Origin of the sequence: Aquimarina sp. 2-A2 (genome assembly GCF_045505135.1) — a bacterium.
Classification (GTDB): Bacteria; Bacteroidota; Bacteroidia; order Flavobacteriales; family Flavobacteriaceae; genus Aquimarina; species Aquimarina intermedia.
Genome location: NZ_JBJKFI010000003.1, coordinates 37,150 through 64,025, shown reverse-complemented (window position 1 = coordinate 64,025; position 26,876 = coordinate 37,150). Strand labels below are relative to the sequence as shown.

Genomic DNA, 26,876 nt, shown 5'->3' with positions numbered 1-26,876 from the left:
CAGCTATGGAAAAATTGTCAGTATTCGTCCTATCGAATATAATATAAATCTAAAATCTAAAAAAAGCCTTATGAAAAACTTAGCGTAAACGATCACTTGATATTTGTAACTTTGTAGCATGAATACAAATGCACCACTTGCAGAACGCATACGTCCAACTACCTTGGAAAGTTATTTAAGCCAGGAACATCTTGTAGGAGATCAAGGATCGCTTAAACAACAAATAACCCGAGGCATAATTCCTTCTCTAATTCTCTGGGGACCACCTGGTGTCGGTAAAACAACACTAGCTAACATTATAGCAAACGAATCAGGACGTCCGTTTTACACTTTGAGTGCTATCAGCAGTGGTGTGAAGGAAGTACGCGAAGTAATAGAAAAAGCCAAAAACAGTGGTGGTCTTTTTACTGCTAAGAATCCGATTCTTTTTATAGATGAAATTCATCGATTCAGCAAATCTCAACAAGACTCCTTGCTAGGTGCAGTAGAAAAAGGATGGGTCACCCTTATTGGGGCAACTACAGAAAACCCTAGTTTTGAAGTTATTCCTGCATTGTTATCCCGATGTCAGGTATATGTCCTTAATCCTTTTGGAAAAGATGAGCTAGAAAAGCTGTTGTATCGAGCCATTGAGGAGGATGATTTTTTAAAAACTAAGAAAATTTCTTTAACAGAAACGCACGCACTACTTAAATTAAGCGGAGGAGACGCCAGAAAGCTACTTAATATTTTTGAGCTCATTGTCAATAGTCAGGATCAAGAATCCATAACGATTACGGATGACCTCGTTACCAGATTAGTTCAACAAAACACAGTTCGCTATGATAAAACAGGAGAACAACATTATGACATAATCTCTGCCTTTATTAAATCTATTCGGGGTAGTGATCCTAACGGAGCAGTTTACTGGTTGGCTCGCATGATAGAAGGTGGTGAGGACCTAAAGTTTATTGCCAGACGCTTGATTATTGCTGCTTCTGAAGATATTGGAAACGCCAACCCTACAGCACTCATCATGGCTAACAACACCTTTCAGGCTGTTACTACCATTGGATATCCTGAATCCAGAATCTTACTGAGTCAATGTACGGTCTATCTAGCTACCTCTGCAAAAAGTAATGCTTCTTATATGGCAATCAATAAAGCGCAGCAACTCGTCAAACAGACAGGCGATTTATCAATACCACTTCATCTTAGAAATGCACCTACCAAGCTTATGAAGGACCTGGGGTATGGTGAAGATTATAAATATGCCCATAATCATACCAATAATTTTGTAGAACAGGAGTTTTTACCAAAAGAGATCAGTAACACAAAACTTTATGACCCCGGTAGTAATCAACGTGAAAATGCATTACGCTCGTATTTAAAAGTACGTTGGGGAGAAAAATACAACTATTAATTTTCTAACTTAGAAAACGTATCTTTTGATAAAAAATCTGAGCCTTCAATAATTCGCTCAAGAATGAAATTACCTTCGGCATCAAAAAATGCATGACCACTTAAAGATGCTGCTTGCAGCATATAACTATTAGAAACTGATGTTTGATATACCTTTCCCACAAATGCGCTTGAGTCGGCTTTCTTTTCTTCTATGCTATAACCATAAGACTGTTTTTTGAGAATATATATTTTAGCATTAAAGGTATATTTTGCCTCTGCCGTAGGAGCATTGGAATTTTTCTCTATTGTATTTACTTCGGTAGCGCCTTCTGTATTTGAGGGAACAATACCTGATGAGACGATGACAACATTTTCATCACCCGGAGTATTTATCGGCGTATACGTATATTGTAATTGAGCTACTGAAGTAAAAGCATCCCTTAGCGCTTCATGATAGGCAGTCTTAAATTCTTTTTCTCTACTCTCCCCTACTTTAGAAGTAAACAACACATTAGCATTGCAATCTTTTAACTCGACTACTAACTTGGTAGTAAATAGTCCTGAGTTCTTTTTTACATCGGCATGCAAAGCTAAACAACCATTCCTTTTTAGATCATCCGGGAAAGACTCACCCTGCATAACGGTCGAAAATCCATTTTTCTCAAATAAAAATTTTGTTAGCGCATTCACCTGATATGCATTCTCACTTTTGAGAAAACCATATTTTTTAGGAACTATTACATATTTATATGAATTAACCTCTTTTTGAGCAGAGAGTAAGCCACTGCTTAAAATAACAACCAATACTAATAAAACACGTTTCATAACTTAAAATACTACATTAATTCCTAATTGAAGAGAGGCACCTCTAGCTTTGGCTACATTAGAATAAGCAAAAAGATTATCCGCTGCAATATACATATTAATTGGTTTAAAATGGGTCGAAACTAGCAGACCAACGTTGTAATACGAGTGCTCATCAATAGTATAATTGATCTTGGTTCTCAAAAAATTAAACCAGCGCTTGTAATAAAAAAAAGAGCCCGCAAACACAGGTCTTTTGGGTCTAAATTGACTAAAAAACTGAAACCCAAATGCATCGGTATATGGCGGAGTTTTACCTTCAACATAGCAGTTACAAGTTCCGTCATCATAACGATTGAATACATGCTTAATAGATCCATTGAGTTTAAGAGGACGCATAGCTGTATACGATGTTGACAAGGTATCTGCAGATAACGATTCTTTTAAATCATCCAGAAAATCTTGCGGACCATTACCCGTGAATTGAATCGGACTCTCAAAACCATCAAATGCATAATCTCCGGATGCCGCATAGGTTTCAACATCTTTATTATAAACTATCAATCCAAAATCGGTCAAACTACCGGTAACTATCCACTGTTCTTCAAGTCTGTAACTAAACCCTACATCAATCCCTACTCCTAAATTACCTCCTAAAAAAGCCTTCTTAAGAAGCGTACTTTTATAATCTTTGGCTTTTTCTTCAGAATCACTATCATTTATTTCTCTCAAATCCGCATACCCTGAAGTTTTAACCACAACATTAGCATCAGAAATAATATGACGGTAAATATTATTACCATCGGGGGTTTCGATAGTAGTAAACGTTCCTTTATTTTTAGTGCTTCTCACATTAAACATACTTGAATAAATTTTAGCTCGTGCACCAAATGTTAAGCGATCATCAATTTGTTTAGTATATCCAAAATGAAAAACAGTTAGCAATTCTGCAGTTCCTGCAAAATCTGAAAAGCTAAAATCTTGATTTAAATACTCCTGATTTCCCTCATAAGCCAATACGGCCAAGTCCTTTGGAAAATACCCCATAAAATCAAACTCCTCATACATTCCGCCAGAAAAATAAATATCTGGATTCTTTTTGCTCCTCCAGCCAAAGCTTAGTAGCTCTAACTGCTGATTAATCGTCAAATAATCATCGCTGGATAGCTCCTCAAGTTTAGCCGTTATCTTTTCATCCACTGTGCGTCCATCATCTGCAATAATATCATAGAGCGATCCTCCCTTTAGACCAGCGTTGATATGAAATTGAGAAAATAATGGCACACCAGCATGGTAATCAAATTCTATTGTCGTCCCGGGGTTACTTATCAGAGATTGTGGTAAATCTGAATAATCATAGAGCCCTGGCTTATTTTGAGAGAACGCACAAAAGCTTAGAATGAAAAAAAATGTCACCAATCGCCTCATAATGGATAATTAAAATAATAGGTTCCCTTGGATCTAAGAATTAAGAGCCCCGTTAATGTGGTATCTACCTGTGTCATACGAAAAGTAGTAGCTAATTGAGTGGCATTGGCGATGGCTGTTATATCGGCTCTGGTCAAAAGAATTGTCTCGGTTGTAAGAACGGGTGCCGAATTCTCTCCATCCCCCTGAGCAACCTCTATTTGAAACGATCTTCCTACTCGCATGGAAGCCTCATTCAGAAATTCAAAAGAGAAATCAGCATCACGTTGAATGGTGTTCCTAAACTCAAAGGTTAACGCTACACTATCCAAGTTTTCAGTAACAAATTCTTCTCCCAAAAAATCATAATCCAAGGTATCCCTTACTTCGACGACCGGAATTCCCTGTGGGGGCACTGGTACATCTCCTGTTAAATCCGGAATTTGTATTTGAGAAAAAATAAAATCAATTTCGTAAACAGGTGATAATTCAACCTCCTTGAGTTGATCGGCATCCACATCTTTTACACAAGCTATGGATAACGTCAGCAACACAGCGCCAAACCCTACATATTTAAAAATTCTTAGCATACTAGCATCTTAGTCTTTATGTCAACGGAAAATCTTTTGTTTATATTACAATAATTCTTTAATTTCTTTTAGATGAGCAACTTGAACTATATGCTCGGGAATTGTTTCGTTGTGATAATTATAACAAATTGCACGTAATCCAATATCTTCTGCACCTAATACATCTGCCTCATAATTGTCACCAATCATAATACTATTTTCACATTGTGCTCCCGCGCTTTGTAAAGCAGTATCAAATATCAATCGATTGGGTTTTTTGACGCCTACTTCGTCACTATTTGTCATAGTTTCAAAATAATGTTCAATCCCAGATGCTTTCAATTTAAGTCCTTGTACCTCTTTAAAGCCATTGGTAATGATATGTAAAGTGTATTTTTGAGAAAGATACAAAAGGATATCCTCAGCCCCGGTAATAAGATGATTATGTAACGGTAATGCATTGATATAATCCTCTGCAAGCGCATCTATCATTGTCACTGGATATGATAAATTCAGTTTGCTGAAGGTATCATTTAACCGTCCACGTCGCAAAGCTGTTTTGGTTACTTTCTCTTCACGATACAACTTCCAATAGCCCAAATTAATCGGTTCGTATACACTAAGAAATTGCTCAAGTGCTATATTAACTTCAAACTTTTTGAATATGGTCTCAAACGCTAAGGCTGAGTTTTTATCAAAATCCCATAAGGTATGATCCAGGTCAAAGAAAATATGTGTTATATCTTTTTTATTCATCGTCATAGTTCCAAATCAATTCGTAAACGGATTTCCAATACTGTTGGTGTTGTAAATCACTAAATAAATCATTGCTGAATACAGGCATAAAACATCCATTCACTTTTTTAATTTTATCAATATAAGTATTTATTTTGAACGTTAGGGATGCTGAAGTCGTATGATGGTTCAAAGCTTCTGAAGTAAAATAAAAAGAATGGACTAATAAAGGTGTTTGCACTTCATAGTCCAGATCATAAAACAGAAATGGAGTGCACGTGCCTGCTCTAAAACCAACATGATCAGGGTATCCCATAGAAAAATCGTTTTCTATTTCTAATTCTATGAAATTTCGATATGCTTCGGGAAGCTTTAATTTATAGAAGGAACATACACAATGCTTTAGTTGCCGATTAAAGATGCTTTCGATTCGCTTTTTTTCTTCTTTTAAAACTGACACATCTTCGATTGCTTCATAAGAAACTTTGAGTCCTACATCTATATAATCTGAAACGTGTTTAATAACTGACTGATGCGCCTGTTTATTGAAATTTATATTTTTCTCATAGCTAGAATAGTCTCCCAACCCAAAAACTACTAAAAGATCCCGCTTTTTATGTTTTTGAAATTCAATGAGAAGGTCAAAGGTATCATAAGGGTCTTTCATGAATCCGCTTAGCACCTTTAATCGATCAATCAATCGTCTAAACCGAAGTTTCAAAATGTCTCTTAATGAAGCACCAACGGATCGGACTATACCTTTTTGCTTATAAATAAAGGTTTGAGAAACCTTGACTATCGGACGAATAGAAAATGATCTAAGGTTTATAGCTATATCGGGATATTTACTTATTAAAAGATCACACAAACGATAGGCCCAAATATCTACCACCGGATCTTGAAGAAAATCTTCTGTATACCCAAGACTCTCGGTTGCAGGAAACCTACCTAAATCGTCCTTTACATGTGGTAAGTATTCCTCATACCGTGAAAGCAAGTAAAATGTTGCTGAAAAAATATCAAAGGGTAGAGCAGAAGCTTCATTTTTTACAGGAAAAAAACACTTAGTATCCTCCCAGGAATACACCGTAATGTCGGTATCCGTAATTCCATGTTCAAAAAGTAAGTCAACACTTTGAAAATACAATTCTTTTCCTAAAGGCTTTTTGCCGTAAGAGAATTTTGGTCCATCATGCGCAATAAAAGTCTCAATTTTTGAAGTCAACTCCACCTCTATTCCTAATATTCGTTTACAGATATGCCTAAGCGTATAGGAAACTCGTGGAGTAATTTTGTGAACGTAAATTAACAGCATATATAAAAAATTGCACTACAAACTTGACCAGCTTGCTAATCATCTAGTTATAAATTTTACATCGAATACCTATTAGTCGATTAGATCATGGCTGCGTCTGCAAAGCTAAAATACTCTTTTTCTGTGACTATCAAATGATCCAAAAGTTTAATGTCGAGACAAGCACCACCATTTTTGAGCTTGGTCGTTAATTCCTTATCAGCCTTGCTCGGTTGTAATGTTCCACTAGGATGGTTATGCGCCAAAATCACAGCGGTAGCACCAAACTCTAATGCCGCCCCAAAAACAATGCGAGCATCTACCAAAGTACCTGTTTTACCCCCAATACTAATTTGCTTTTTTTGTAAGACTTTATTAGAATTATTAAGGTAAATCACCCAGAACTCTTCGTGCATAAGATCTGCCAGCTCCGGGTACATTAATTCATAGACATCCTTACTACTTGTTATTTTTTCAATTCTAGACGATACCTCTCCCCGTCGTCGTCTGCCCAGTTCTAGCGCTGCAATAATTGCTATGGCCTTTGCTTCTCCTATTCCTTTAAATTTTGTTAGCTGCTGTACTGACAATTTTCCCAAGGCATTTAATTCATGATCCACATGCAATAATAAACGTTGGCTTAACGCTACTGCACTTTCGTCCCGATTACCGGATCCAATTAAAATGGCTATCAACTCTGCATCTGTTAAGGCATTCTTTCCTTTAGCGATTAATTTCTCTCTTGGTCGATCGTTTTGATTCCATGACTTGATCGAAATCACTGTTTTTTCTGTATTCATTTGTTGGTTAAATCAAGGTTTTAAGACGTAAATTTTTGAGACAATAAGTTTACATTATTTATCTCAAAAACAATACTTTAATTATCAAAAAAATAAAAAAACCTAATATTCTTAATCAATTTAACATTTATATTTGTTTGAAAATGAAACTTTTACTATATTTACCCACCCTTAATTCTAAAAATCTATCATTTATAACTTCAAATTAACCTATTTATGAAGAACATTATTACTATCGTATTATTGATGGCCACTTTCACTTTTTACGGCCAGCAACAGAAAAAAATATCCTTCTTGGATTTAGTAGGAAACTGCATACAAGTGCCAAGAGGATGCGAAGCGAAATCTCAGTATGAGTTACAAGCTTGTAATGGGACATCCATCAAATGGGAATATTATGGTGACGATATGCTGACAGCTGTCTTCGATCAAATCATAAGTACGTTTGAAGAATCAAATTCAAGTAAAACTCCAGTTACATTTAGTTCTTTTGGACATGAACTTAAAGGATTTAAATTTAAAATGGGTACTTCATACCAATATTTCTTAAGAGGAAAAATAAAGGATCAACCTGTAATGATTAATTTGGGAACTCCAACTAATATCTCAGGAAAAGCAGATCTTGATAATTTTCTAGGAATGGTTTTTGACGAAGTTAGCTAGTATATAAAGCTTGATTTAATAATATATTTAAAAGGTTTGATCATCTAAAAGATCAAACCTTTTTTTATTTGCATCTGCCAAATCTAAAATTAATGCTTTATTTTTGATATCAATCACTCACAAATCACAGTTTATGAAATCATTATTTGATATTGCTAGTAAAAATGAGATTGAAGACAGAATCCATATACTTTCAATCAGCAGTCCTGCGCAATGGGGTAAAATGGATGTAGCTCAAATGCTACATCACTGTCAATTCCCTCTACGTATTGCCTTAAATAAAGAAGATTTCAAACTAAAATCGAACTGGATTGCACGTGTCTTTTTTAAAAAGCTATTATATAATGATACCCCTTGGCGAAAAGGCCTGCCGACAGCTCCTAATTTTAAAGTAAAAGAAAATAAAGACTTTGACCACGAGAAAACGGCGCTGATAAATTATATTAATGAGTTTTATCAACTCGATGATTCACAAGAGCTACCTGTACATCCGGTATTTGGTAAATTTACAAGACAACAATGGGGTCAAATGCAATACAAACATCTAGACCACCATCTTAAACAATTTAAGGCGTAGTATGTCACATTATCCTCCGGCACACCATCAAGACACTGTTGACACTCACAGTCATCAAGTGGTATTAGAATATCCGCTTGCAACACTTGTTTCTGTTCAAGATGACATGCCCATGATCACTCATGCTCCGTTGATTCTTCGGGATGATAAGCTTGTTGGTCATATTGACAAAAACAACCCACATTGCCAAGTTTTAAAAGAAAACAAGCCTATAACGGTTATTTTTCAAGGACCGCAAACTTATATTTCACCTTCAATCTATACCACAGAGCAACTACCTACCTGGAACTATATTATTGTTCATGCCACAGGAACAGTCGAGGAAATTAGTGATTCTAATAAAATTAAAGAAAGTATGGTTGCTATGACCTCCTTTTTAGAAGCTCCTCATCACCCTTATCAACTAAAGCTCGATGACCCGAGAATGGATCGTGCCGTAGCATACGTTCACGGATTCACAATTAATGTAAGCAACTGGGAAGGGAAATTTAAATTAAGTCAAGATAAAGTCCCCGCAGATATTGAAAATGCAAAACAGCAACTCATAAAAACAAACCAGCAAAATATAGCGGATTTTGTAGAGAAGATTTTTAGTTCACACTTTTAAAATATTCCGTCTTTAACCCTTGAACCAATCTTTTACCTCATCAAAATCCAACCCACCATAATTACCACTGCTCATTAAAAGCAAGGCTGCATTATCAAAATCTTGTTGCATTAAGTACTGCTTGAATTCGGTCGGATGCGTATATACTATAAGCTTTTTATTTTGAAAAGCTTCTTCAATCTGACTAGATGATACTTCATCCAATTGTTTAATTTGTACGGCATCAGGAGAGTAAAATACTACAGCTTCGTCTGCTGCGTCCAAAGCTCCTTTATATTCTTTAAGAAACTCTGCGTTGAGACTACTATAGGTATGTAGTTCCAAACATGCTATTAACGAACGATTCGGATATTGTTCTTTAACTGCTTTTGTAGTGGCAGCTACCTTTGATGGACTGTGTGCAAAATCTTTATAAGCTACCGCGCTATTCGACTCTGCAATTTTTTCTAAACGCTTTGAAGCTCCCCTAAACGTAGCAATCGCTTCATAAAAATCATCTTCATCTACTCCCATATGCTGGCAAATCCATTTTGCTCCGGCCAAATTACTTAGGTTATGCGCTCCAAAAACTTCGATCGGCATATCACCATCAGGAGTTTCTAATAGTGTTTCCCCGTCTACAACCTGGTATTTTGGAGTTTCATAAGGAAATTTGCGAATTTGCTTTTCTGTAGTTTCTGCCAATTGCGCGACCTCAGCATCTTCATTATTATATACTAGCGCTCCACCGTTGATAATGGATTCTATGAAAATTTGGAATTGCTCAACATACCCTTCATACGTCGGAAAGACATTGATATGATCCCAGGCAATACCACTGATCAGTGCTATATTAGGCTGGTATAAATGAAATTTTGGCCTGCGATCAATGGCAGATGATAGATATTCATCCCCTTCCAAAATCATAAAATCATTATCTTCTGTGAGACGTACCATCACATCAAAGCCTTCTAATTGTGCTCCCACCATATAATCCACATCCTTACCATGATAATGCAAAACATGTAAGATCATTGAAGTTATAGTCGTTTTACCGTGAGAACCTCCGATTACTACACGCGTCTTATTCTTTGCATGCTCATATAGAAACTCAGGATACGAATAGATCTTTAACCCCAACTCTTGCGCCTTTAATAATTCAGGATTATCAGCCTTGGCATGCATTCCTAAAATGACTGCCTCAATATCACCACTCAATTTATCAGGATACCATCCAAAAGCTTCGGGTAATAATCCGTGTTTTTTCAATCTGGATTTTGAGGGTTCAAATATAGTGTCATCACTTCCGGTAACGGTATCTCCTTTTAAGTGTAAAGCAATTGCAAGATTATGCATTGCACTGCCGCCAATGGCTATAAAATGTATGCGCATAGTGTAAACTGTATTGAAAGAGTAAAGATACAATTAACGTCGAGGAATAAAACCTGATTTAATAAAATATTGCAAGCCTGCAACCCTGCCTTACCTTTAATAGTTAACCCTCAAACTTCCTGTTGCAACGATATCTAAACAATTATTTAACAGTTTTACGATAACTTAGCAGTAGCTTTATACGGTAGTAACTGTATACAAAACTGAGTGTCATATTTAGATATATTTTAAAATGTTAAAATTAATGGTACAACAATTGTATTAACAGTTCCAACTCAAAATCTCAAAAAGATGAAAAGGTATATTATTCTAGTATTCTTAATCTCAATATCGACGCTTATGGCTCAAGAATCGTTTACTACGGAATGGAAACAAGTCACCGAGTTCGAAAAAAAGGGATTGCCCAAATCAGCAGCAGAGGTTGTTACCAGCATTTACGACCAGGCTAAAAAACAGAATAATATCACTCAGCTTATCAAAGCGTTGCTACACAAGTCAAAGTACACCCTAACCCTTGAGGAAGACGCACAACTTAAAATAATTAACACCTTCAAAAAAGAAATTGAGCAAGCCAAACCCTTAGAAAAACAAATACTGCAAAATATTCTTGCTAACCTCTATTGGCAATATTTTAAACAAAATCGATGGAAATTTTACAACCGTACGCAAACTGCAAGTAAACCTGAATCCAACGATTTTAGAACCTGGGATTTGCAAACGTTAGTTACCGAGGTACATACCTATTTTAATGCCTCCCTCCAAAACCCAAAACTTTTACAAGGAGCTCCTCTCGAAACTTTAGATCCTATTTTAGCTATCCAAGAAAACTCAAAATTATACCGTCCTACAGTGTATGATTTATTAGCACATCAAGCACTTGATTTTTATAAAACGTCAGAAACAAACATTACCAAACCAGCGTATGCTTTTCAAATTGATGCGACAGATTACCTACAAGACCATACCACCTTTACCAAGCTTGAACTAAAAAGTAAGGACTCCGTATCGCTTCAGCTGAACGCTTTACAGCTCTATCAAGACTTGATTCACTTTCACGCCAATGATAAAAATCCTGCAGCCCTGATCGATGTCAATATTGAGCGCTTATTATTTGTAAAAGAACATACTACCGTATCTGATGCCCAAAGGATGCTACTGAACACCTTCCGAAAGGAGAAAGAAAATGTTGCAACAGATCCGGCAGCTACACTTTATGATTATCAGATTGCTTTAATTTTACAAGGGCAAGCTTCCACCTATGTTCCAGATACAAATGAAACACATCGTTTTAAATTAGAAGAAGCTCTGGCGATATGTAATGCTGCTATCGCAGAATTCCCAAAATCCAGAGGAGCCAAAAACTGCGCTGCCTTAAAGTCTCGTATCCTTGCTCCCGAGTTAAGAGTACAGACTGAGTCAAACGTTCCTGTGCAACAATCGAGTCGTGCACTCATCACTTACAAGAATGCGAAAGACTTTCATTTTAAAGCGCTTAAAATTAGTCAGGAGCAGCTACAAAACTTAGAGAAAAGCTATAAAATCAACGAAAAAATTAAGCTAATTAATTCACTGGCTACGCAAGCAACTTGGCATATCACTACGTGTAGTGACCAGGATTATCAACGACATTCGGCCGAAGTTGTAATACCTCAACTTCCGCATGGCCAATATTTGATAGTTGCTTCGCCTACAGAAAAAATATCGTCTTCTTCACTTTTAGCGTATGGTGAATTACAAGTCACCAATCTCGCTATTGTAGAGCATCGCGCCCCGCAGACCCAAAATTTTCAAGTCTTGGATCGCTCTAGCGGATCGCCGATACCAAATGCAAAAGTTCAATTGACCACTTCAAAAAACAGTGGTAGCCGTAACCCGCTTGATATCACTTTGACAACAGATGATAATGGAATGGCTAAGCTCGACATAGATGGGAACTATTATAATGTTATGGCTACGGTCACGCACAACGAAGACATCGCTTATTTTGACGGGTATTACATCAATCGACAGTATAACGAAAGCCCCGATACCTACAAACCCCTTTTTACCACCTACCTTTTTACAGACCGCAGTATCTATCGACCGGGACAGACTGTTTTTTTTAAAGGTATCATGGTGAACTCTCAAAATGAAAGCAAACCTACAGTAGTTTCAGAGCAAAAGGTAACGGCCACCTTACGTGATATTAACGGACGCGCATTACAATCCTTGGATTTTATAACAAATAGCTTTGGTTCTTTTCACGGACAGTTTATTTTACCAAGCTCAGGCTTAACCGGATTGTATGTGATTGAAATGGATAGTCATCATAATACTACCTTCTCTGTGGAGGAATATAAGCGACCTAAGTTTCAGACAACGTTTAAACCCGTAACTCAAACTTATAAGGTTAATGATAATATTACGGTTCAGGGTACTGCTATTGCCTATGCCGGTAGTTCGATTACCGATGCAAAAGTAGTCTATCGTGTGTATCGCAAGGTGAACTATCCGTACTGGTACTATTGGTCACGCCCGGCGTACACAAGTGAAGCACAAGAAATCAAACATGGTGAAACTACAAGCGATAGTAAGGGTCTTTACACTATAACATTCCCTGCACTACCTGATGCTAGTGTGGATAAAGAAAATCTACCGGTTTTTAATTATGAAGTAGTTGCCGAGGTCACCGATATCTCCGGAGAAACACGGGTAGCTACAACGACAGTTCGTGTAGGTTATCATTCAACCCTACTAACCATACATAGTAAAGAGCAACTGAGTACCGCTCAAAAATCAGACACGATTAATATCAGTGCCAAAAACCTTAATGATGAATACATTGCAATCAAAGGCACAGTAACTATTCATAAACTGATTGCACCAACAAGTCCATTGCGTAAACGCCCATGGTCATCTCCGGATTGCAAGCTGTTGACTAAAGAGGAATTCAAAAAAATGTTTCCGCATGACGCCTATGATAAGGAGCACGATTATCATCAATGGAAAAATGGCACCCAGATACTCAAAACCTCCTTTGACACCCAAAAATCTTCAAATTCGATAAAAGGAGTTGAAGCAATTGCACTCACCAAATTATCCAGTTGGAAACCGGGCGTATACCGTATTGAAGCAAAAATTAAAGATAAGAATGATCAAGAGGTAAAGGCTGTGAATTATATAACCGTACGTGATCCAAAAGCCAAAACCGTAGCAGATCAACAAATGTTTGCAATCAGTTTAGATAAAACCACCTATCAAATAGGCGACAAGGTACAGGTACGCATAGGATCTGCTGCCAAAGATTTACAGGTTACACTGGTAACCGAAAAAGATCGCAAAATTATCGATACGCAAATTATCAATGTATCCAATACTATTAAAACGATAACCATACCGGTGACCAAAGAAGACCTAGGTGGTTTTGCCATCACATATAGTTATGCAAAGTTCAACGATTTTGAGTCTGGCAATATACTAGTTTCTGTACCCTATCCGGCCTCTGACTTACAAATTACAACCAAAACGTTTCGTGACAAGTTACGTCCGGGACAGGAAGAAACATGGAGTTTTACCATTACAGGTCCTAAGGGAGAAAAAGTTGCCTCAGAAATTCTGGCCAGTATGTACGACCTGTCTTTAGACCAGTTCAAACCGCATCAATGGCAATTTTCGCCCATTGCGCAACCTACATACTACTCTGTATACGGTTTACAGGCACGGCAAAGTTTTGGTATTCATAATTTAAGAATATATCAACCGGATAGAGGATTAAATAAGTATAGTATTCAACAATATGATCAGCTAAACTGGTTTGGCTTTACCTTTGATTCCCACGATTATCATGATAAGATGTTACGTAAATCTGCGATGCCAATGGTACAGAACGAAATCATGGAAGAAAGCAAAGCTACTAATTTGGTCGAAGATTCGACTAGACTCGAAGAATTAGGAATGACAGCTGGTTCAAAGGATGAAGATGCAGCTGAAACTGAGCAAAAGAAAACAACGGAGTCCGGTATGATACGGAAGAATCTGCAGGAAACTGCCTTTTTCTTTCCGCAGTTATCGACAGATGAGGATGGAAATGTAACTTTTAAATTCACCACCCCCGAAGCTTTGACCCAATGGAAATTACAATTATTAGCACATACTAAAGAGTTACAATCAGCCCTGCAGTCCCTAGAGACCGTCACACAAAAAGAGTTGATGGTGATCCCTAATCCCCCACGATTTTTACGTGTAGGAGATACTATTCAATTGGGAACTAAGATTGCTAATTTGAGTGCTCAACAACTTACCGGTACTGCAGAGCTTCAGCTAACCGATGCTTTTACTAATAAGTCGATTAACAGTAAGCTTCAGTTACAAAACGCACAACAATCTTTTTCGGTTGATCAAGATGGTAATACGGTTGTTTTCTGGGAACTTGTAGTTCCGCAGGACGTGCAAACCGTTCAATATAGGATTACAGCAACTGCCGGTGACTACAGTGATGGTGAACAAAACGTATTACCTGTACTTACCAATCGTATGTTGGTTACCGAGACTTTGCCTATGTGGATTCGTTCGGGGCAAACCAAAACTTTTACATTAGATAAATTACAAAACACGACCTCAAACACCTTATCGCACCATAAGTTAACGTTAGAGATGACCTCTAATCCTGCGTGGTATGCAGTACAGGCGCTGCCCTATCTGATGGAATATCCTTACGAATGTTCAGAACAGACCTTTTCGCGGTATTATTCCAATGCCTTAGCACAACATATCACCCAGTCTAATCCCAGAATTGAGCAGGTATTTAAGCAATGGAAATCGAGCGATGCCTTATTAAGCAATCTGGAAAAGAATCAGGAGTTAAAGTCACTCATCCTCGAAGAAACTCCGTGGGTTCGTGATGCAGCCAGTGAGCAGGAACAAAAGAAGCGAATTGCCTTATTGTTTGATGCAAATTTGATGCGTCAATCCTTAGAAACCTCATTAAACAAATTGGTGCAGATGCAATATCCCTCGGGAGCATTTCCTTGGTTTGAAGGCGGAAGAGCTAATCGTTATATTACGCAGCATATCGTCACCGGTTTCGGTCATTTACAAAAACTAGGAGTAACCACCCCAAACCCTGCGATACAGAATATGTTGCAAAAAGCTTTGCAGTATTTGGATCAGGAATTTGTAAAAGAATATCAGGAACTGAAGAAGTATACTAAAGGGAAAAAAGCGGAGATGGCTAAAAATCATCTAAGTTATATGCAAATTCAGTATTTATACATGCGCAGCTTCTTTAAAGACGCTAAACCCTCACGTACGGTAACCGAGGCTACCTCGTATTATATGTCACAGGCTCAAAAGTACTGGTTAGATCAAAATCTATACGCCCAAGGAATGTTGGCATTGATAACACATCGTGCTTCACAAACATCAACTGCCAAAGCGATTGTCAAGTCGCTTGAAGAACGTAGTATCAACAGTGAGGAATTAGGTATGTATTGGAAATCAAATACCCCCAGTTGGTATTGGTATCAGGCGCCTATCGAAACGCAGGCCTTATTGATCGAAGCATTTGGAGAAATTACTGAAGGACCTAAGCGTACTGAGATTATCGACAATTTAAAAATCTGGTTACTTAAACACAAACAAACCAATCGTTGGGCTACTACAAAAGCAACCACGCAAGCAATTTACGCCTTGCTGTTACAGGGTACTGATTGGTTATCAATTACGGAAACCATCGCTGTTAAAGTTGCTGATCAAACAATCGATCCGGGTACGTTAGAAGCGACCAAAGTTGAAGCCGGTACCGGGTATTTTAAGACTTCGTGGAATGGCAACGAAATCAAACCTGAACAGGGCAGTGTAACGATTACTAAAAAACAAAAAGGGATTGCATGGGGTGCTTTTTACTGGCAATATTTTGAAGATCTTGATAAGATCACACCAGCCGAAACACCACTGAAGCTCAAAAAGGAATTATTTCTAAAAAAGAATACAGATACTGGAGAGCAAATTACCAAAATCGATGCAAGCACCAACTTACAGTTAGGAGATTTGGTACGCGTACGTATCGAGTTGCGCACAGATCGTGATATGGAATTTATACATATGAAAGACATGCGTGCTTCTGGATTAGAACCGGTCAACGTGATTTCTACTTACAAATATCAGGATGGTTTGGGTTATTATGAAAGCACTAAAGATGCAGCTACCAATTTCTTTTTTGACTATTTACGCAAAGGAGTCTATGTATTTGAATACGATGTACGTGTGAATAATGCAGGTCATTTTTCTAACGGTATCACAACGATTCAAAGTATGTATGCGCCCGAGTTTAGCAGTCATTCTGAAGGAATTCGTATACAGATTGGAGAGTAATTTTTGAAATAGGCACAAGGCACGAGTGAAAAGCCAAAAGGTAAGAGCAAATAGTTTTTTGTATAGCACTATTATGTTGAAGAAAAAAAATCTGGTGCCTTCTGGCTACTATCTCGTGACTACAGAAAAAACTCCTCACCCTGGTCAGGGGGAGGTGCCGATAGGCGGAGGGGGTGGTCTGTATAAAATACTGTGCGATAATTTTGCATACAATTATAGACACAATAGCTAAATATCATCATTTCACATAGTTCAAGCATCCTTCATTTTCTTTGCTTGTCCAAAGAAAACGAACCAAAAGAAAAGACACTTTTTTCAAGGTATTTTTATCTTTGACAAAACCAGATTTTGTTTACTAAAATCTTTCCAAGGCTTCAAGATTTTTTAACGTAAACTAAATCTTATACTAGTGAAAAAAGAATAATAAAGAAGTTTAATAAAAAACTAGTGACTTTTGTCTAGTTACTTTTGGCTATCTACTATTGGCTAAACCAACAAAAACTCTTCACCCTGGTCAGGGGGAGGTGCCGATAGGCGGAGGGGGTGGTTTATTGATTTTAGTCAAAAAAAACATCCATCCCATATCCTCCACTTCAGCTCGCCCATAGCGTCCGCTATGTCGTCTTCCAAGGAAGGGAGTAAATAAAGTCTCCCTTTGAAGGGAGATTTAGAGGGATGTTTAGCGTTTATCCATAGGTGAAAATAGACACACGACACAAGTTAATTTTGCAAATTGCTATTGTCGTAAACATTGAGAACTAGTGGCTAATCTGCAACATTTAAACAAGTCAACCGTTTTTAATGTATAATCAAGATCTTATGACAGCTAAAACTACCCAATGGATTAAAAGAAATTACAAATGGGCACTCCCTGTGGGATTTGCGCTTTTACTTTTAACCTTCTTTTTTAGCATGACAGGTGATGCGACACTACGTGTGGGGTCGATAGTAGCAAATCCATCTCTCATTAATGATGCGATTGAAAAAGCCAACAGCAACGATGCTGTTATTGCCGAATACGGTAAAATATCCCCAACCAATTCTCTAGCTATTATAGAAGGCGAAGTGATATATAGTAACAATAATCAAATGGTTGATATTTCCCTTTGGGTTCAAGGTAGTAAGCGCAGGGGAAAATTAGATCTTACCGCAGTTTATAAAAATGATATTTGGCAGTATCGCATGATTCGTATGCGGGATAAAAAAACTCGTGAGTTATTGATGGTACTAGAATAAAATGATAAGGACTAGGCAGGAGTGAAAAGCTAAAAGTCTTCTGTGCAACATTACTGCTTTAAGATTAACAAGAACTAATGGCTTGTGGCTAAGCACTATTGCCTAAACAGAAAAAACTCCTCACCCTGGTCAGGGGGAGGTGCCGATAGGCGGAGGGGGTGGTTTGTGTAAAGTACTTTGCAATAATTTTGCATACGATTATATAGTGTCTAGTAGCTAAAAAAACAGCCATTGTACCTAATTCAGGCTTCTATTCATTTTCTTTGCTCGTCCAAAGAAAACGAACCAAAAGAAAAGACACTTTTTTCAAGGTATTTTTTGTCTTCGACAAAACCAGATTTTGTTTACTAAAATCTTTCCAAAGCTTCAAGATTTTTTAACGTAAACCAAATCTTATACTGGTGAAAAAAGAATAATAAAGAAGTTTAATAAAAAACTAGTGACTTTTGCCTAATCATTTCTGGCTAATCAAGAGAACTAGTGCTTAGTGGCTACTAACTCGTGACTATACAAAGATCACTTACCCCTTCACGCCATGGGGTCACTCCCCTGTCTGCACCCCCTTTATCCCTCTCGGAAGTAGTTCGATGAATGCTTTTAATGATTATTATGCCTTGTGAAAGGAGTCTTAACCCTTCGTGGCATAGGCTATAGCCCATAATTGACACCTTGCAAGGGTTACTAAAAGGCCTTGATGCCCTCTTCCCAGGGGTTAGAGCCCATATTGGGTGCCTTCGAAGTACTTCGACCACGCATCGAAGTCATCCGATAAGGGCTCTTAGGGATCTTGGATATCCTTAAAGGCTGTAAAACACTTCATATAGCTATTTGCTTAATGGGTATCAGCCCTAAAACGACGCCTACTAATCCATATCTTACGAGCTATGGACTATCATAAAGGTCTTCTGACTATTGTTGTTATCCATTGAAGAGTCCTATAATGGAGTAATGATTATTCATTTAATACGTAGAAGTATTGTTTTATTTGATGGAAGGGGTAATATTTACGATAAACTTTGTAAATGAAGTATAAAATCCTCTAAATACACCTAACTATTGTACATATCGATATAGAGTTGAAATTTTATAACTGGACTTCAAAGGTTTTTGTAATCCCATAGATAGGTATGTATAATAAAAAGTTGTGATCAAATGGAGCTGGGCCTGCTAAAACAGTATATTGCTTTTCTGTTTTTAACTTTTTTAGACCCTTGAAGGGAAGAAGTTGTTTATACTCATCCAAAGTAATATCCTTTTTTTTCCTGAATATATCATAGTTCTTTTTGTAAATCCCCATCCTACTAAAAGCAAAGGATTGTACATCTTTATATTTCTTATCTTTTTCCTGTAATTTTTCAAGTTCAAACAATGAGTAAGCTGTAAATTCCTTTTTCTCATTTTTTGACAAATTGATAATATTTATGTCAGTATCACTTTCGGTCCCCTCTGTTATTATCTTTTCAAGAACAGTCTTATTATCGAATACGTCAATTAATACATATTCATCTGCTCCTAATTTAAATTTTTCTCCGATATTGTTTTTAGATAATTTTATGACCTCATAATCAGTAAGAAAGAAAAATTTATACTGTACTTTTCCCTTAATTACCATTGTAGAATCTATATCAGATAGAATTTGACTTTGCCTGTATAACGTTCTATAATTATAATTAATTACCTTTCCATTGATATTAGAGAAATTGAAACCACCTCCAAAAGCGGTGCCTCCACCTTTCGTTTTAACTTTTATAGTATCCTGTTCTCCGGTCAAAATTTCTGTATTCACTAATTCAACTTCCATAAGCCCATTACTTCCTCCAAACTTACCAATACTAGGAAATTCGGATTCTAAAATAAGATTATATCCAAATGATCCTTTTTCAACTTTTATAGATGCATTTTTTACCACAGAATCTAAAACCATATACATAGAGTCTTGAGGAATTGGATTTTTTTTGAATCTCTCGTTATAATCAAATTTCTTTTCTTGATAGGCATATACTGGAATCTCGAACAGATTTTTATTAACATCATAAGAAAATTGATAAATCATTTCCAGCTGTTCTGCAGTGGGAGTCTCTTGAGAAAAACTTAGGTTATAAAATAACACAAATGATATTAGAAGTATAGATAATTTCATAGTTGTAATACATCAATAAAAACAAAACAATTTACATAATTTAGCCAATCTACAAAGATTATTTCAAATCATCAGCATCAACCTAATCCATGTTCTTGTTCTCAAAATACTAGTGGTTGTCATATTATCGCATCAACACTCCTATAAACAAAACACCCCAAACACAGTTATGTATTCGGGGTGGTGATTTTTATCAACTAAGTAACTTCCTATTCTACGTCAGCAGTGTTTAACATGGTCCACAAGGTATCTTTCAATTCTTGGAGTCCTTGTTGTGCTACAGAAGAGATAAACAAATACGGTACTTTCAAATTTTTATCTAGTTCTGCTTTCATTTCGGCTTTTAGCTCCTCATCCAACATATCACTTTTAGAAATAGCTACCAAACGTTCTTTATCCAGTAACTCGGGATTATAGCGTCGTAGTTCATCTAACAAGATTTCATATTGCTCAGTAATATCCGGTGCATCAGCAGGCACTAAAAACAACAAGGTTGAGTTACGCTCAATATGACGTAAGAATCGATGTCCGATCCCTTTACCCTCTGCTGCTCCCTCAATAATCCCAGGGATATCAGCCATAACAAAGGTTTGATAATCTCGATATTCGACGATTCCTAAGTTAGGTTTAAGCGTTGTAAATTCATAATCAGCAATCTTTGGCTTAGCTGCTGTAATTACCGAGAGTAAGGTAGATTTACCTGCGTTGGGAAATCCTACCAATCCCACATCGGCAAGAATCTTTAATTCCAGGGTTATGTCTAGCTCCTCTCCATCGACTCCAGGTTGCGCATATCTGGGAGTTTGATTTGTAGAACTCTTAAAGTGCCAGTTACCACGACCGCCCATACCACCTTTGACAATTATATATTCTTGTCCCTCTTCGGTGATTTCGGTAATAATTTCCTGCGTTTCGGTATCGCGTATAACAGTTCCCAAGGGTACATCTACGTACACATCTTCTCCATCGGCTCCCGTGCTACGCCCCTTACTTCCATGTTCTCCATGACCGGCTCTAAAGTGACGTTTAAATTTAAGGTGAAATAAGGTCCACATATTTGGATTTGCACGTATAATTACATGTCCTCCGCGACCTCCATCTCCCCCATCGGGTCCACCTTTGGTGATATATTTTTCACGATGTAAGTGCACCGATCCTTTTCCTCCTTTACCCGAGGAGGTGTATAATTTTACGTAGTCTACAAAATTCCCTTCTGTCATAATTCAATACTTAAAATCAGCCATCTAGCTGAAAAACTGGTATAAAAATACCAAAAAATGCAATTGTATAATTGCTATGTATGGATTAGAGCTGATCTATTACTGCGTTTAGGCGTGTAGTAATTTCGTCAATCGCTCCAACACCATCAACTCCATAATATTTATCCTGCTTTTGGTAAAAATTCTTCAAAATTGCAGTTTCGTCGTAATAGATTTTAATTCGGTTACGAATCACGGCTTCGTCGGCATCATCAGGGCGTCCTGAGGTTTTGCCTCGTTCCAATAATCGCTGTACCAATACCTCATCATCCACCTCTAGTGCTACCATTGCACTTACCTCGGTCCCTTTGGATTCGAGCAGTGTTGCTAAAGCTTTAGCCTGTGCTTCGGTTCTTGGAAAACCATCAAAGATAAAACCTTGTGCCTCGGCGTTTTTATCAACTTCGGCATTCAGCATCTTAATTGTAACCTCATCGGGTACCAGTTGTCCTTTATCCATATAGGATTTAGCTAAGGTCCCTAAATCGGTAGCATTTTTAATGTTGTATCTAAACACGTCTCCGGTAGAGATATGTTTAAGATTGTACTTTTCTTTCAAAACTTCTGCTTGTGTTCCTTTTCCTGCTCCCGGAGGGCCGAATAACACCAAATTGATCATGTGGTTTGATTTTAATTGATATACTTCTGTTAAGTTACGTCCTAAACCATCGTAGTCCAGACCGTATCCAACAATAAAACGATTCGGTATCTCGAATCCAATATAGTCTAATTTTATATCCTTTTTATATACTTCGGGCTTGTAAAAAAGTGTTGCAATTGCGATAGATTCACTACCTTTTGCTTCAAGGATTTTGAGCAGTTCTTCTATCGTGTTTCCGGTATCCACGATATCCTCCAGTACCACTACTTTTCTACCCTTGATATCTTCATTTAAGCCGATAAGTTCTCGTACATTCTCGGTAGATTGCGTACCCGAATACGAAGCTAATTTCACAAAACTTACTTCGCAATCATGGTCAAAGCGTTTTAGTATTTCTGAAACGAACATAAAACAACCATTTAAAACTCCGATAAACAAAGGATTATCATCTTTGTAATCCTTATTTAACTGCGCTGCAATCCTGTCAATAGCTTGTGCTATGCGCTCTTCACTAATGTAAGGTGTAAAATATAAATCGTGCAATTTGATCATACGGATCAGGCTGTTTTTTTTACTAAAGGCGCAAAGATAGTGATTACATATTATACTTATCAAACAATCACAACTGCATTTAGCGTGTAAATTACTGGTTAGTGTTCTTTAAAAAATTATTTTTGCTGTCTCAAAGCGATAATTCAACAGTAGCACTATGGTAAATTATTTCTCTTCTGATTTCAAACTAGGAATTTTAGGCGGTGGGCAATTAGGCAAAATGATGCTTTATGAAACACGTAAATTTGACATCCAGACCTATGTGATGGATCCAAACCCACAAGCTCCGGGTCGTCTTGCCTGCGATCATTTTACAGAGGGGGATTTAATGGATTTTGATACGGTATATGCCTTCGGAAAAAAAGTAGATGTGCTAACTTTTGAAATCGAGAGCGTAAATGTTGATGCCCTTGAGCTGCTAGAGAAAGAAGGTACCAAAGTGTATCCTGAAGCAGCTACATTGCGAAAGATTCAGAACAAAGGAAGACAAAAGCAATTGTATGCTGATCGAGATATACCAACTGCCGATTTTGCTGTTTTTGCAACCAAAGAAGAGTTGGTGGCAAGTGTTGAGCAACAAGACTCTAAACTTCCCTTTGTATGGAAAAGTACCCAAGGAGGGTATGACGGCAAAGGTGTTGCTATTATAAAAAGCGAAAAAGAGCTGGCAAAATTACCGGATACCGAATGTATTACCGAAGCGCTGGTTCCTTTTAAAAATGAATTGGCCGTTATTGTGGCGCGCAATGTGGGTGGCGAAATAAAAACGTATCCTGTGGTTGAGATGGAGTTTCATCCTGAAGCTAATCAGGTCGAATATGTACTATGTCCAGCACGTATATCTGACGCTATTGCAAAAAAAGCGATCGATATCGCAACACGCGTTTCTCAGGCTTTTGATCATGTAGGGATCTTGGCGGTTGAATTATTTTTGACACAAGATGATGAGATCCTGGTCAATGAAGTGGCCCCCAGACCTCATAACAGCGGACATTATAGTATTGAGGCTAGTTTTACCAATCAGTTTGAACAACACATTCGCTGTATTCTGGACTTACCACTTGGAGCTACAGAAAGTAAACTTGCCGGTATTATGGTCAACCTTACCGGTGCCGAAGGATTTTCTGGTCCGGTAACTTATGAAAATATAAAAGAAGTGATGACACTTCCTGGCGTAACGCCTCATATTTATGGTAAAAAAGAGACCCGTCCTTTTAGAAAAATGGGACATGTTACTATCGTAAATGAAGATATAAATACAGCAAGACAAATAGCTGAAAAGGTAAAGGATATGCTGAGGGTAATCAGTAAATAACTTTTGCCATATAAGATTTGAACAACGCAACAACACAATAAAACAAAAAGAAATGAGTAAAGTAGCCGTAATTATGGGAAGTACCAGTGACATGCCTGTAATGCAAAAAGCGATTGATATATTAGAAGGTTTTGATATCGAAGTAGAGGTTGATATTGTATCAGCTCATCGCACGCCGGAAAAATTGTTTGATTATGGTAAAAATGCGCATACCCGAGGAATTAAGGTTATTATCGCCGGAGCAGGTGGTGCAGCCCATCTACCGGGAATGATTGCCTCGCTCTCTCCGCTTCCTGTTATCGGAGTGCCGGTTAAATCAAGTAACTCGATCGATGGTTGGGATTCTGTATTATCCATATTACAAATGCCCGGCGGTGTCCCAGTAGCAACTGTAGCGCTTGATGGTGCTATGAATGCAGGAATCCTGGCTGCTCAAATAATCGGAGCATCTGATTCGTGTATCTTAGATAAAATTTTACTGTATAAAGAAGGACTCAAGACTAAAGTTATCAAGGGCGCAGAAGACATTAGAAAATCTTAATCAAATTCTTATTTTGTAAAGGTAAACAACTTGAGAAATGCCTAAAAATAGAAAGAGCTGCCGGAGAGGCAGCTCATTTCATTTAGACCTTACAACAGAATATAACAATATTTATTAACCAACTTAAATATATTACACAAAAAATTCATCGTAAGGTCCTACTCTTAAAACCTGAAACAAAGGTAAAACCTTACTTTGATTACGGCACTATAATACATGAATTTTTTTCATTTTTTCGATGAAATGCAAATATTAACGATGAAATACAATTTATTGTAATTTACTAGCTTACATATTTCGTTTTGAAATTAATTTTAACGACGAAAGGCTAACTTTTAACAAAGAAAAAAGAGCTACCGTTACTGTAGCTCTTTTAAAAATATGATCTTTACCAACAAAAAAGATTAATATTCATACCCCCTGATTATTAATTTAATTGAAATCTTTTGATAAGATCAACACGTATAAACCTGAGACAAATCTAATGCTCTTGTACAGCGTATTGTAAATTCTTATCAAATCTAAATGAAAAAAATCGATAAAAGACACGTTTAATCGATAAAAAGAAAAAATTATATGGATATGACGCAAAATCCTTTACTTCAATCTTTTGATACTGCTCCTTTTTCCCGCATTGAGACTTCGCATTTTATTCCTGCTATTAAAGAAGGTATCAAACAAACCCGCGTAGCTATCGATCAAATAACTTCTCAAACATCACAACCTACGTTTGAAAATACTGTTGCTCAATTGGATTATAGCGGACAGTCTCTGGATCGGGTAACAAGCATCTTTTTTAATCTTAACAGCGCTGAAACTAACGACACCATTCAAAAAATAGCGCAAGAGGTAGCTCCTATGCTTTCAGAATTACGTAATGACATTCAGTTAAACACAACTTTATTTGAAAGAATTAAAACTGTTTTTGAAAACAAAGACAATATAACGCTAAGTGAAGAGCAAAAAACATTAGTAGACAAGACCTATAAATCATTCTCTCGCAACGGTGCCAATCTTAAGGAAGAGGATAAAACCAAACTCAGAAAAATTGATACCGAACTCTCTAAGCTTAGTCTAAGCTTTGGAGAAAATGTTTTGGCCGAAACGAATGCATTTGAATTATTAATTACGGATGAAAAAGATATATCGGGACTCCCGGAAGGCGCTAAGGAAGCAGCCAAAGCTTTAGCAGAAGCGAAAGACAAACAAGGGTGGCTTATAACGCTGGATTATCCCAGTTATATTCCTTTTATGACATATGCCGATAATCGCGACTTACGTAAAAAACTTGCTTTAGCTTTTGGTGCACGAGCTTTCCAAAACAACAAAAACGATAATCAAGAAAATGTTTTGCGTATTGCAAAATTGCGTTACGAGCGCGCACAATTGCTGGGATATGCCTCTCACGCACATTTTGTACTTGAGGAACGTATGGCGCAAACCCCGGAAAAAGTGTTTGACTTTTTAAATGAAATCTTAGTTAAAGCAAAGCCTGCTGCAAAAAAGGAATTTGAATCGCTTGAAAAATTTGCAAAAGAGCTGGATGGTATTGAGCAACTTCAAAAATGGGATGGAGCCTATTATTCTGAAAAACTTAAACAAAAATTGTTTGATCTTGACGATGAAAAGCTAAAACCTTATTTCAAATTAGAACACGTAATCGATGGTGCCTTTACTATTGCCTCCAGACTTTTTGGCCTTAATTTTAAAGAGACAAAAACGGTTGACACCTACCACAATGAGGTTTTAACGTATGATGTTACAGATACTGACGGAAACTATATTGCTTTGTTGTATGCAGATTTTCATCCGCGACCAGGTAAACGCAACGGTGCCTGGATGACCTCATACAAATCCCAAATGATAAAAGATGGCAAAAATGAACGACCCCATATCTCTATAGTTTGCAACTTCACTAAACCCACGCCCAGTAAACCTTCGTTACTAACTTTTAATGAAGTGACTACCTTATTTCACGAATTCGGACATGCACTACACGGTATTTTGGCGGACACCACCTACCCTGGACTCTCCGGTACCAGTGTGTTCTGGGACTTTGTAGAACTACCCAGTCAAGTAATGGAGAATTGGTGTTATGAAGAGGAAGCACTTGCGTTGTTTGCAAAACACTATAAAACGGGAGAAGACATCCCTATGGAATTGGTGAAAAAAATAAAAGAATCTGCTACCTTTTTAGAAGGAATGGCAACCTTAAGACAATTGAGCTTCGGTTTATTAGATATGTCATGGCATGCTGAGAACCCTAATGCTATCGACGATGTCAAGAAGCATGAGACACAAGTCTTTGCAGACACTTCACTTTATCCGGATGTGGCATCGAATTGCATGAGCACTTCTTTTTCTCATATTTTTCAAGGAGGGTATGCTGCAGGATACTATTCTTATAAATGGGCAGAAGTACTGGATGCCGACGCGTTTGAATACTTTAAAGAAAACGGAATCTTTAATAGCACCATCGCTACACAATTTAAAGATTATGTTTTATCAAAAGGAGGAACTGAAAATCCGATGATTCTTTACAAGAAATTTAGAGGACAAGAACCCAATCCGGAAGCATTATTGCGCCGTGCTGGTCTTATAAAATAAAGAAAGTGAGCTTGACAGAATCTTTATATCCTGTCAAGCTCACTAATTACTTCGAAATTACTAC

Annotated in this window: 19 protein-coding genes; 9 read left to right on the top strand and 10 right to left on the bottom strand. The window is 37.3% G+C overall.

Annotated features, from left to right (window positions below):
• Window positions 1-118 precede the first annotated feature (118 nt).
• Window positions 119-1,402 carry a replication-associated recombination protein A gene (locus ACJRPK_RS08540; RefSeq protein WP_407139514.1) on the top strand — a complete coding sequence of 428 codons (1,284 nt, stop codon included), beginning with the start codon at window positions 119-121 and terminating at the stop codon, window positions 1,400-1,402.
• On the opposite strand, the gene ACJRPK_RS08535 is transcribed toward ACJRPK_RS08540, so the two are convergent.
• The 6 genes from ACJRPK_RS08535 to radC form a co-directional block, all read right to left on the bottom strand.
• Window positions 1,399-2,208, bottom strand: coding sequence for a hypothetical protein (locus tag ACJRPK_RS08535; RefSeq protein WP_407139513.1), 810 nt, complete (start codon window positions 2,206-2,208; stop codon window positions 1,399-1,401). The genes ACJRPK_RS08540 and ACJRPK_RS08535 overlap by 4 nt on opposite strands.
• Window positions 2,209-2,211: 3 nt before the next feature.
• The gene (locus tag ACJRPK_RS08530; protein ID WP_407139512.1) at window positions 2,212-3,615 is read right to left on the bottom strand and encodes a DUF5723 family protein; all 1,404 of its coding nucleotides are present in this window, start codon (window positions 3,613-3,615) and stop codon (window positions 2,212-2,214) included.
• Entirely contained in the window at window positions 3,612-4,184 is a 573-nt protein-coding gene (locus ACJRPK_RS08525) for a hypothetical protein (RefSeq protein ID WP_407139511.1), read from the bottom strand. The genes ACJRPK_RS08530 and ACJRPK_RS08525 overlap by 4 nt, the downstream gene beginning before the upstream one ends.
• A 45-nt stretch (window positions 4,185-4,229) precedes the next feature.
• Window positions 4,230-4,919, bottom strand: a complete 690-nt coding sequence (locus ACJRPK_RS08520) for a YjjG family noncanonical pyrimidine nucleotidase (RefSeq protein ID WP_407139510.1) — start codon at window positions 4,917-4,919, stop codon at window positions 4,230-4,232.
• Entirely contained in the window at window positions 4,912-6,213 is a 1,302-nt protein-coding gene (locus ACJRPK_RS08515) for a polysaccharide deacetylase family protein (protein WP_407139509.1), read from the bottom strand. The genes ACJRPK_RS08520 and ACJRPK_RS08515 overlap by 8 nt, the downstream gene beginning before the upstream one ends.
• Before the next feature lie 80 nt (window positions 6,214-6,293).
• Complete coding sequence (gene radC, locus ACJRPK_RS08510) at window positions 6,294-6,992, bottom strand: RadC family protein (protein WP_407139507.1); 699 nt, start codon at window positions 6,990-6,992, stop codon at window positions 6,294-6,296.
• Between the two features lie 216 nt (window positions 6,993-7,208).
• Here radC and ACJRPK_RS08505 point away from each other — a divergent pair, with 216 nt between their 5' ends.
• The 3 genes from ACJRPK_RS08505 (at window position 7,209) to ACJRPK_RS08495 (ending at window position 8,839) form a co-directional block, all read left to right on the top strand.
• Complete coding sequence (locus ACJRPK_RS08505; RefSeq protein ID WP_148782581.1) at window positions 7,209-7,655, top strand: hypothetical protein; 447 nt, start codon at window positions 7,209-7,211, stop codon at window positions 7,653-7,655.
• Between the two features lie 133 nt (window positions 7,656-7,788).
• Window positions 7,789-8,232, top strand: a complete 444-nt coding sequence (locus ACJRPK_RS08500) for a DUF1569 domain-containing protein (protein WP_148782580.1) — start codon at window positions 7,789-7,791, stop codon at window positions 8,230-8,232.
• A gap of 1 nt (window position 8,233) precedes the next feature.
• Window positions 8,234-8,839 (top strand): FMN-binding negative transcriptional regulator, encoded by a 606-nt coding sequence (locus tag ACJRPK_RS08495; protein ID WP_407139506.1) that lies wholly within the window; start codon window positions 8,234-8,236, stop codon window positions 8,837-8,839.
• 12 nt (window positions 8,840-8,851) lie between these two features.
• Here ACJRPK_RS08495 and murC read toward each other — a convergent pair whose 3' ends face one another.
• Complete coding sequence (gene murC, locus ACJRPK_RS08490; RefSeq protein ID WP_407139504.1) at window positions 8,852-10,210, bottom strand: UDP-N-acetylmuramate--L-alanine ligase; 1,359 nt, start codon at window positions 10,208-10,210, stop codon at window positions 8,852-8,854.
• A 291-nt stretch (window positions 10,211-10,501) separates the two neighbouring features.
• Here murC and ACJRPK_RS08485 point away from each other — a divergent pair, with 291 nt between their 5' ends.
• Both ACJRPK_RS08485 and ACJRPK_RS08480 read left to right on the top strand, forming a co-directional pair.
• On the top strand, window positions 10,502-16,561 hold the full coding sequence (locus ACJRPK_RS08485) for an alpha-2-macroglobulin family protein (RefSeq protein ID WP_407139503.1): 6,060 nt from the start codon (window positions 10,502-10,504) through the stop codon (window positions 16,559-16,561).
• 819 nt (window positions 16,562-17,380) lie between these two features.
• Window positions 17,381-17,797 (top strand): cytochrome c oxidase assembly factor Coa1 family protein, encoded by a 417-nt coding sequence (locus tag ACJRPK_RS08480; RefSeq protein ID WP_407139502.1) that lies wholly within the window; start codon window positions 17,381-17,383, stop codon window positions 17,795-17,797.
• A gap of 1,084 nt (window positions 17,798-18,881) precedes the next feature.
• On the opposite strand, the gene ACJRPK_RS08475 is transcribed toward ACJRPK_RS08480, so the two are convergent.
• The 3 genes from ACJRPK_RS08475 to ACJRPK_RS08465 form a co-directional block, all read right to left on the bottom strand.
• A complete protein-coding gene (locus ACJRPK_RS08475) occupies window positions 18,882-19,937 on the bottom strand; it encodes a hypothetical protein (RefSeq protein ID WP_407139501.1) in 1,056 nt (351 codons plus the stop codon).
• 209 nt (window positions 19,938-20,146) lie between these two features.
• Window positions 20,147-21,157: a GTPase ObgE gene (gene obgE, locus ACJRPK_RS08470; protein WP_148782570.1), complete on the bottom strand. Its 1,011-nt coding sequence runs from the start codon at window positions 21,155-21,157 to the stop codon at window positions 20,147-20,149.
• An 85-nt stretch (window positions 21,158-21,242) separates the two neighbouring features.
• The gene (locus ACJRPK_RS08465) at window positions 21,243-22,349 is read right to left on the bottom strand and encodes an adenylate kinase (protein WP_407139500.1); all 1,107 of its coding nucleotides are present in this window, start codon (window positions 22,347-22,349) and stop codon (window positions 21,243-21,245) included.
• A 157-nt stretch (window positions 22,350-22,506) separates the two neighbouring features.
• On the opposite strand from ACJRPK_RS08465, the gene ACJRPK_RS08460 reads away from it, so the two are divergent.
• From ACJRPK_RS08460 to ACJRPK_RS08450, 3 genes are all read left to right on the top strand, one after another.
• A complete protein-coding gene (locus ACJRPK_RS08460; RefSeq protein ID WP_407139499.1) occupies window positions 22,507-23,664 on the top strand; it encodes a 5-(carboxyamino)imidazole ribonucleotide synthase in 1,158 nt (385 codons plus the stop codon).
• A gap of 52 nt (window positions 23,665-23,716) precedes the next feature.
• Entirely contained in the window at window positions 23,717-24,205 is a 489-nt protein-coding gene (gene purE / locus ACJRPK_RS08455; RefSeq protein ID WP_148782567.1) for a 5-(carboxyamino)imidazole ribonucleotide mutase, read from the top strand.
• 576 nt (window positions 24,206-24,781) lie between these two features.
• The gene (locus ACJRPK_RS08450; protein WP_407139498.1) at window positions 24,782-26,812 is read left to right on the top strand and encodes a M3 family metallopeptidase; all 2,031 of its coding nucleotides are present in this window, start codon (window positions 24,782-24,784) and stop codon (window positions 26,810-26,812) included.
• Window positions 26,813-26,876 lie beyond the last annotated feature (64 nt).

Coding starts and splice junctions, on each gene's coding strand:
- ACJRPK_RS08535 (WP_407139513.1), bottom strand. CDS start 2,208: ATGAAACGTGTTTTATTAGTATTGGTTGTTATTTTAAGCAGTGGCTTA.
- ACJRPK_RS08525 (WP_407139511.1), bottom strand. CDS start 4,184: ATGCTAAGAATTTTTAAATATGTAGGGTTTGGCGCTGTGTTGCTGACG.
- ACJRPK_RS08505 (WP_148782581.1), top strand. CDS start 7,209: ATGAAGAACATTATTACTATCGTATTATTGATGGCCACTTTCACTTTT.
- ACJRPK_RS08500 (WP_148782580.1), top strand. CDS start 7,789: ATGAAATCATTATTTGATATTGCTAGTAAAAATGAGATTGAAGACAGA.
- purE (WP_148782567.1), top strand. CDS start 23,717: ATGAGTAAAGTAGCCGTAATTATGGGAAGTACCAGTGACATGCCTGTA.
- ACJRPK_RS08465 (WP_407139500.1), bottom strand. CDS start 22,349: ATGATCAAATTGCACGATTTATATTTTACACCTTACATTAGTGAAGAG.
- ACJRPK_RS08515 (WP_407139509.1), bottom strand. CDS start 6,213: ATGCTGTTAATTTACGTTCACAAAATTACTCCACGAGTTTCCTATACG.
- ACJRPK_RS08485 (WP_407139503.1), top strand. CDS start 10,502: ATGAAAAGGTATATTATTCTAGTATTCTTAATCTCAATATCGACGCTT.
- ACJRPK_RS08520 (WP_407139510.1), bottom strand. CDS start 4,919: ATGAATAAAAAAGATATAACACATATTTTCTTTGACCTGGATCATACC.
- ACJRPK_RS08530 (WP_407139512.1), bottom strand. CDS start 3,615: ATGAGGCGATTGGTGACATTTTTTTTCATTCTAAGCTTTTGTGCGTTC.
- ACJRPK_RS08460 (WP_407139499.1), top strand. CDS start 22,507: ATGGTAAATTATTTCTCTTCTGATTTCAAACTAGGAATTTTAGGCGGT.
- murC (WP_407139504.1), bottom strand. CDS start 10,210: ATGCGCATACATTTTATAGCCATTGGCGGCAGTGCAATGCATAATCTT.
- ACJRPK_RS08475 (WP_407139501.1), bottom strand. CDS start 19,937: ATGAAATTATCTATACTTCTAATATCATTTGTGTTATTTTATAACCTA.
- ACJRPK_RS08540 (WP_407139514.1), top strand. CDS start 119: ATGAATACAAATGCACCACTTGCAGAACGCATACGTCCAACTACCTTG.
- radC (WP_407139507.1), bottom strand. CDS start 6,992: ATGAATACAGAAAAAACAGTGATTTCGATCAAGTCATGGAATCAAAAC.
- obgE (WP_148782570.1), bottom strand. CDS start 21,157: ATGACAGAAGGGAATTTTGTAGACTACGTAAAATTATACACCTCCTCG.
- ACJRPK_RS08495 (WP_407139506.1), top strand. CDS start 8,234: ATGTCACATTATCCTCCGGCACACCATCAAGACACTGTTGACACTCAC.
- ACJRPK_RS08450 (WP_407139498.1), top strand. CDS start 24,782: ATGGATATGACGCAAAATCCTTTACTTCAATCTTTTGATACTGCTCCT.
- ACJRPK_RS08480 (WP_407139502.1), top strand. CDS start 17,381: ATGACAGCTAAAACTACCCAATGGATTAAAAGAAATTACAAATGGGCA.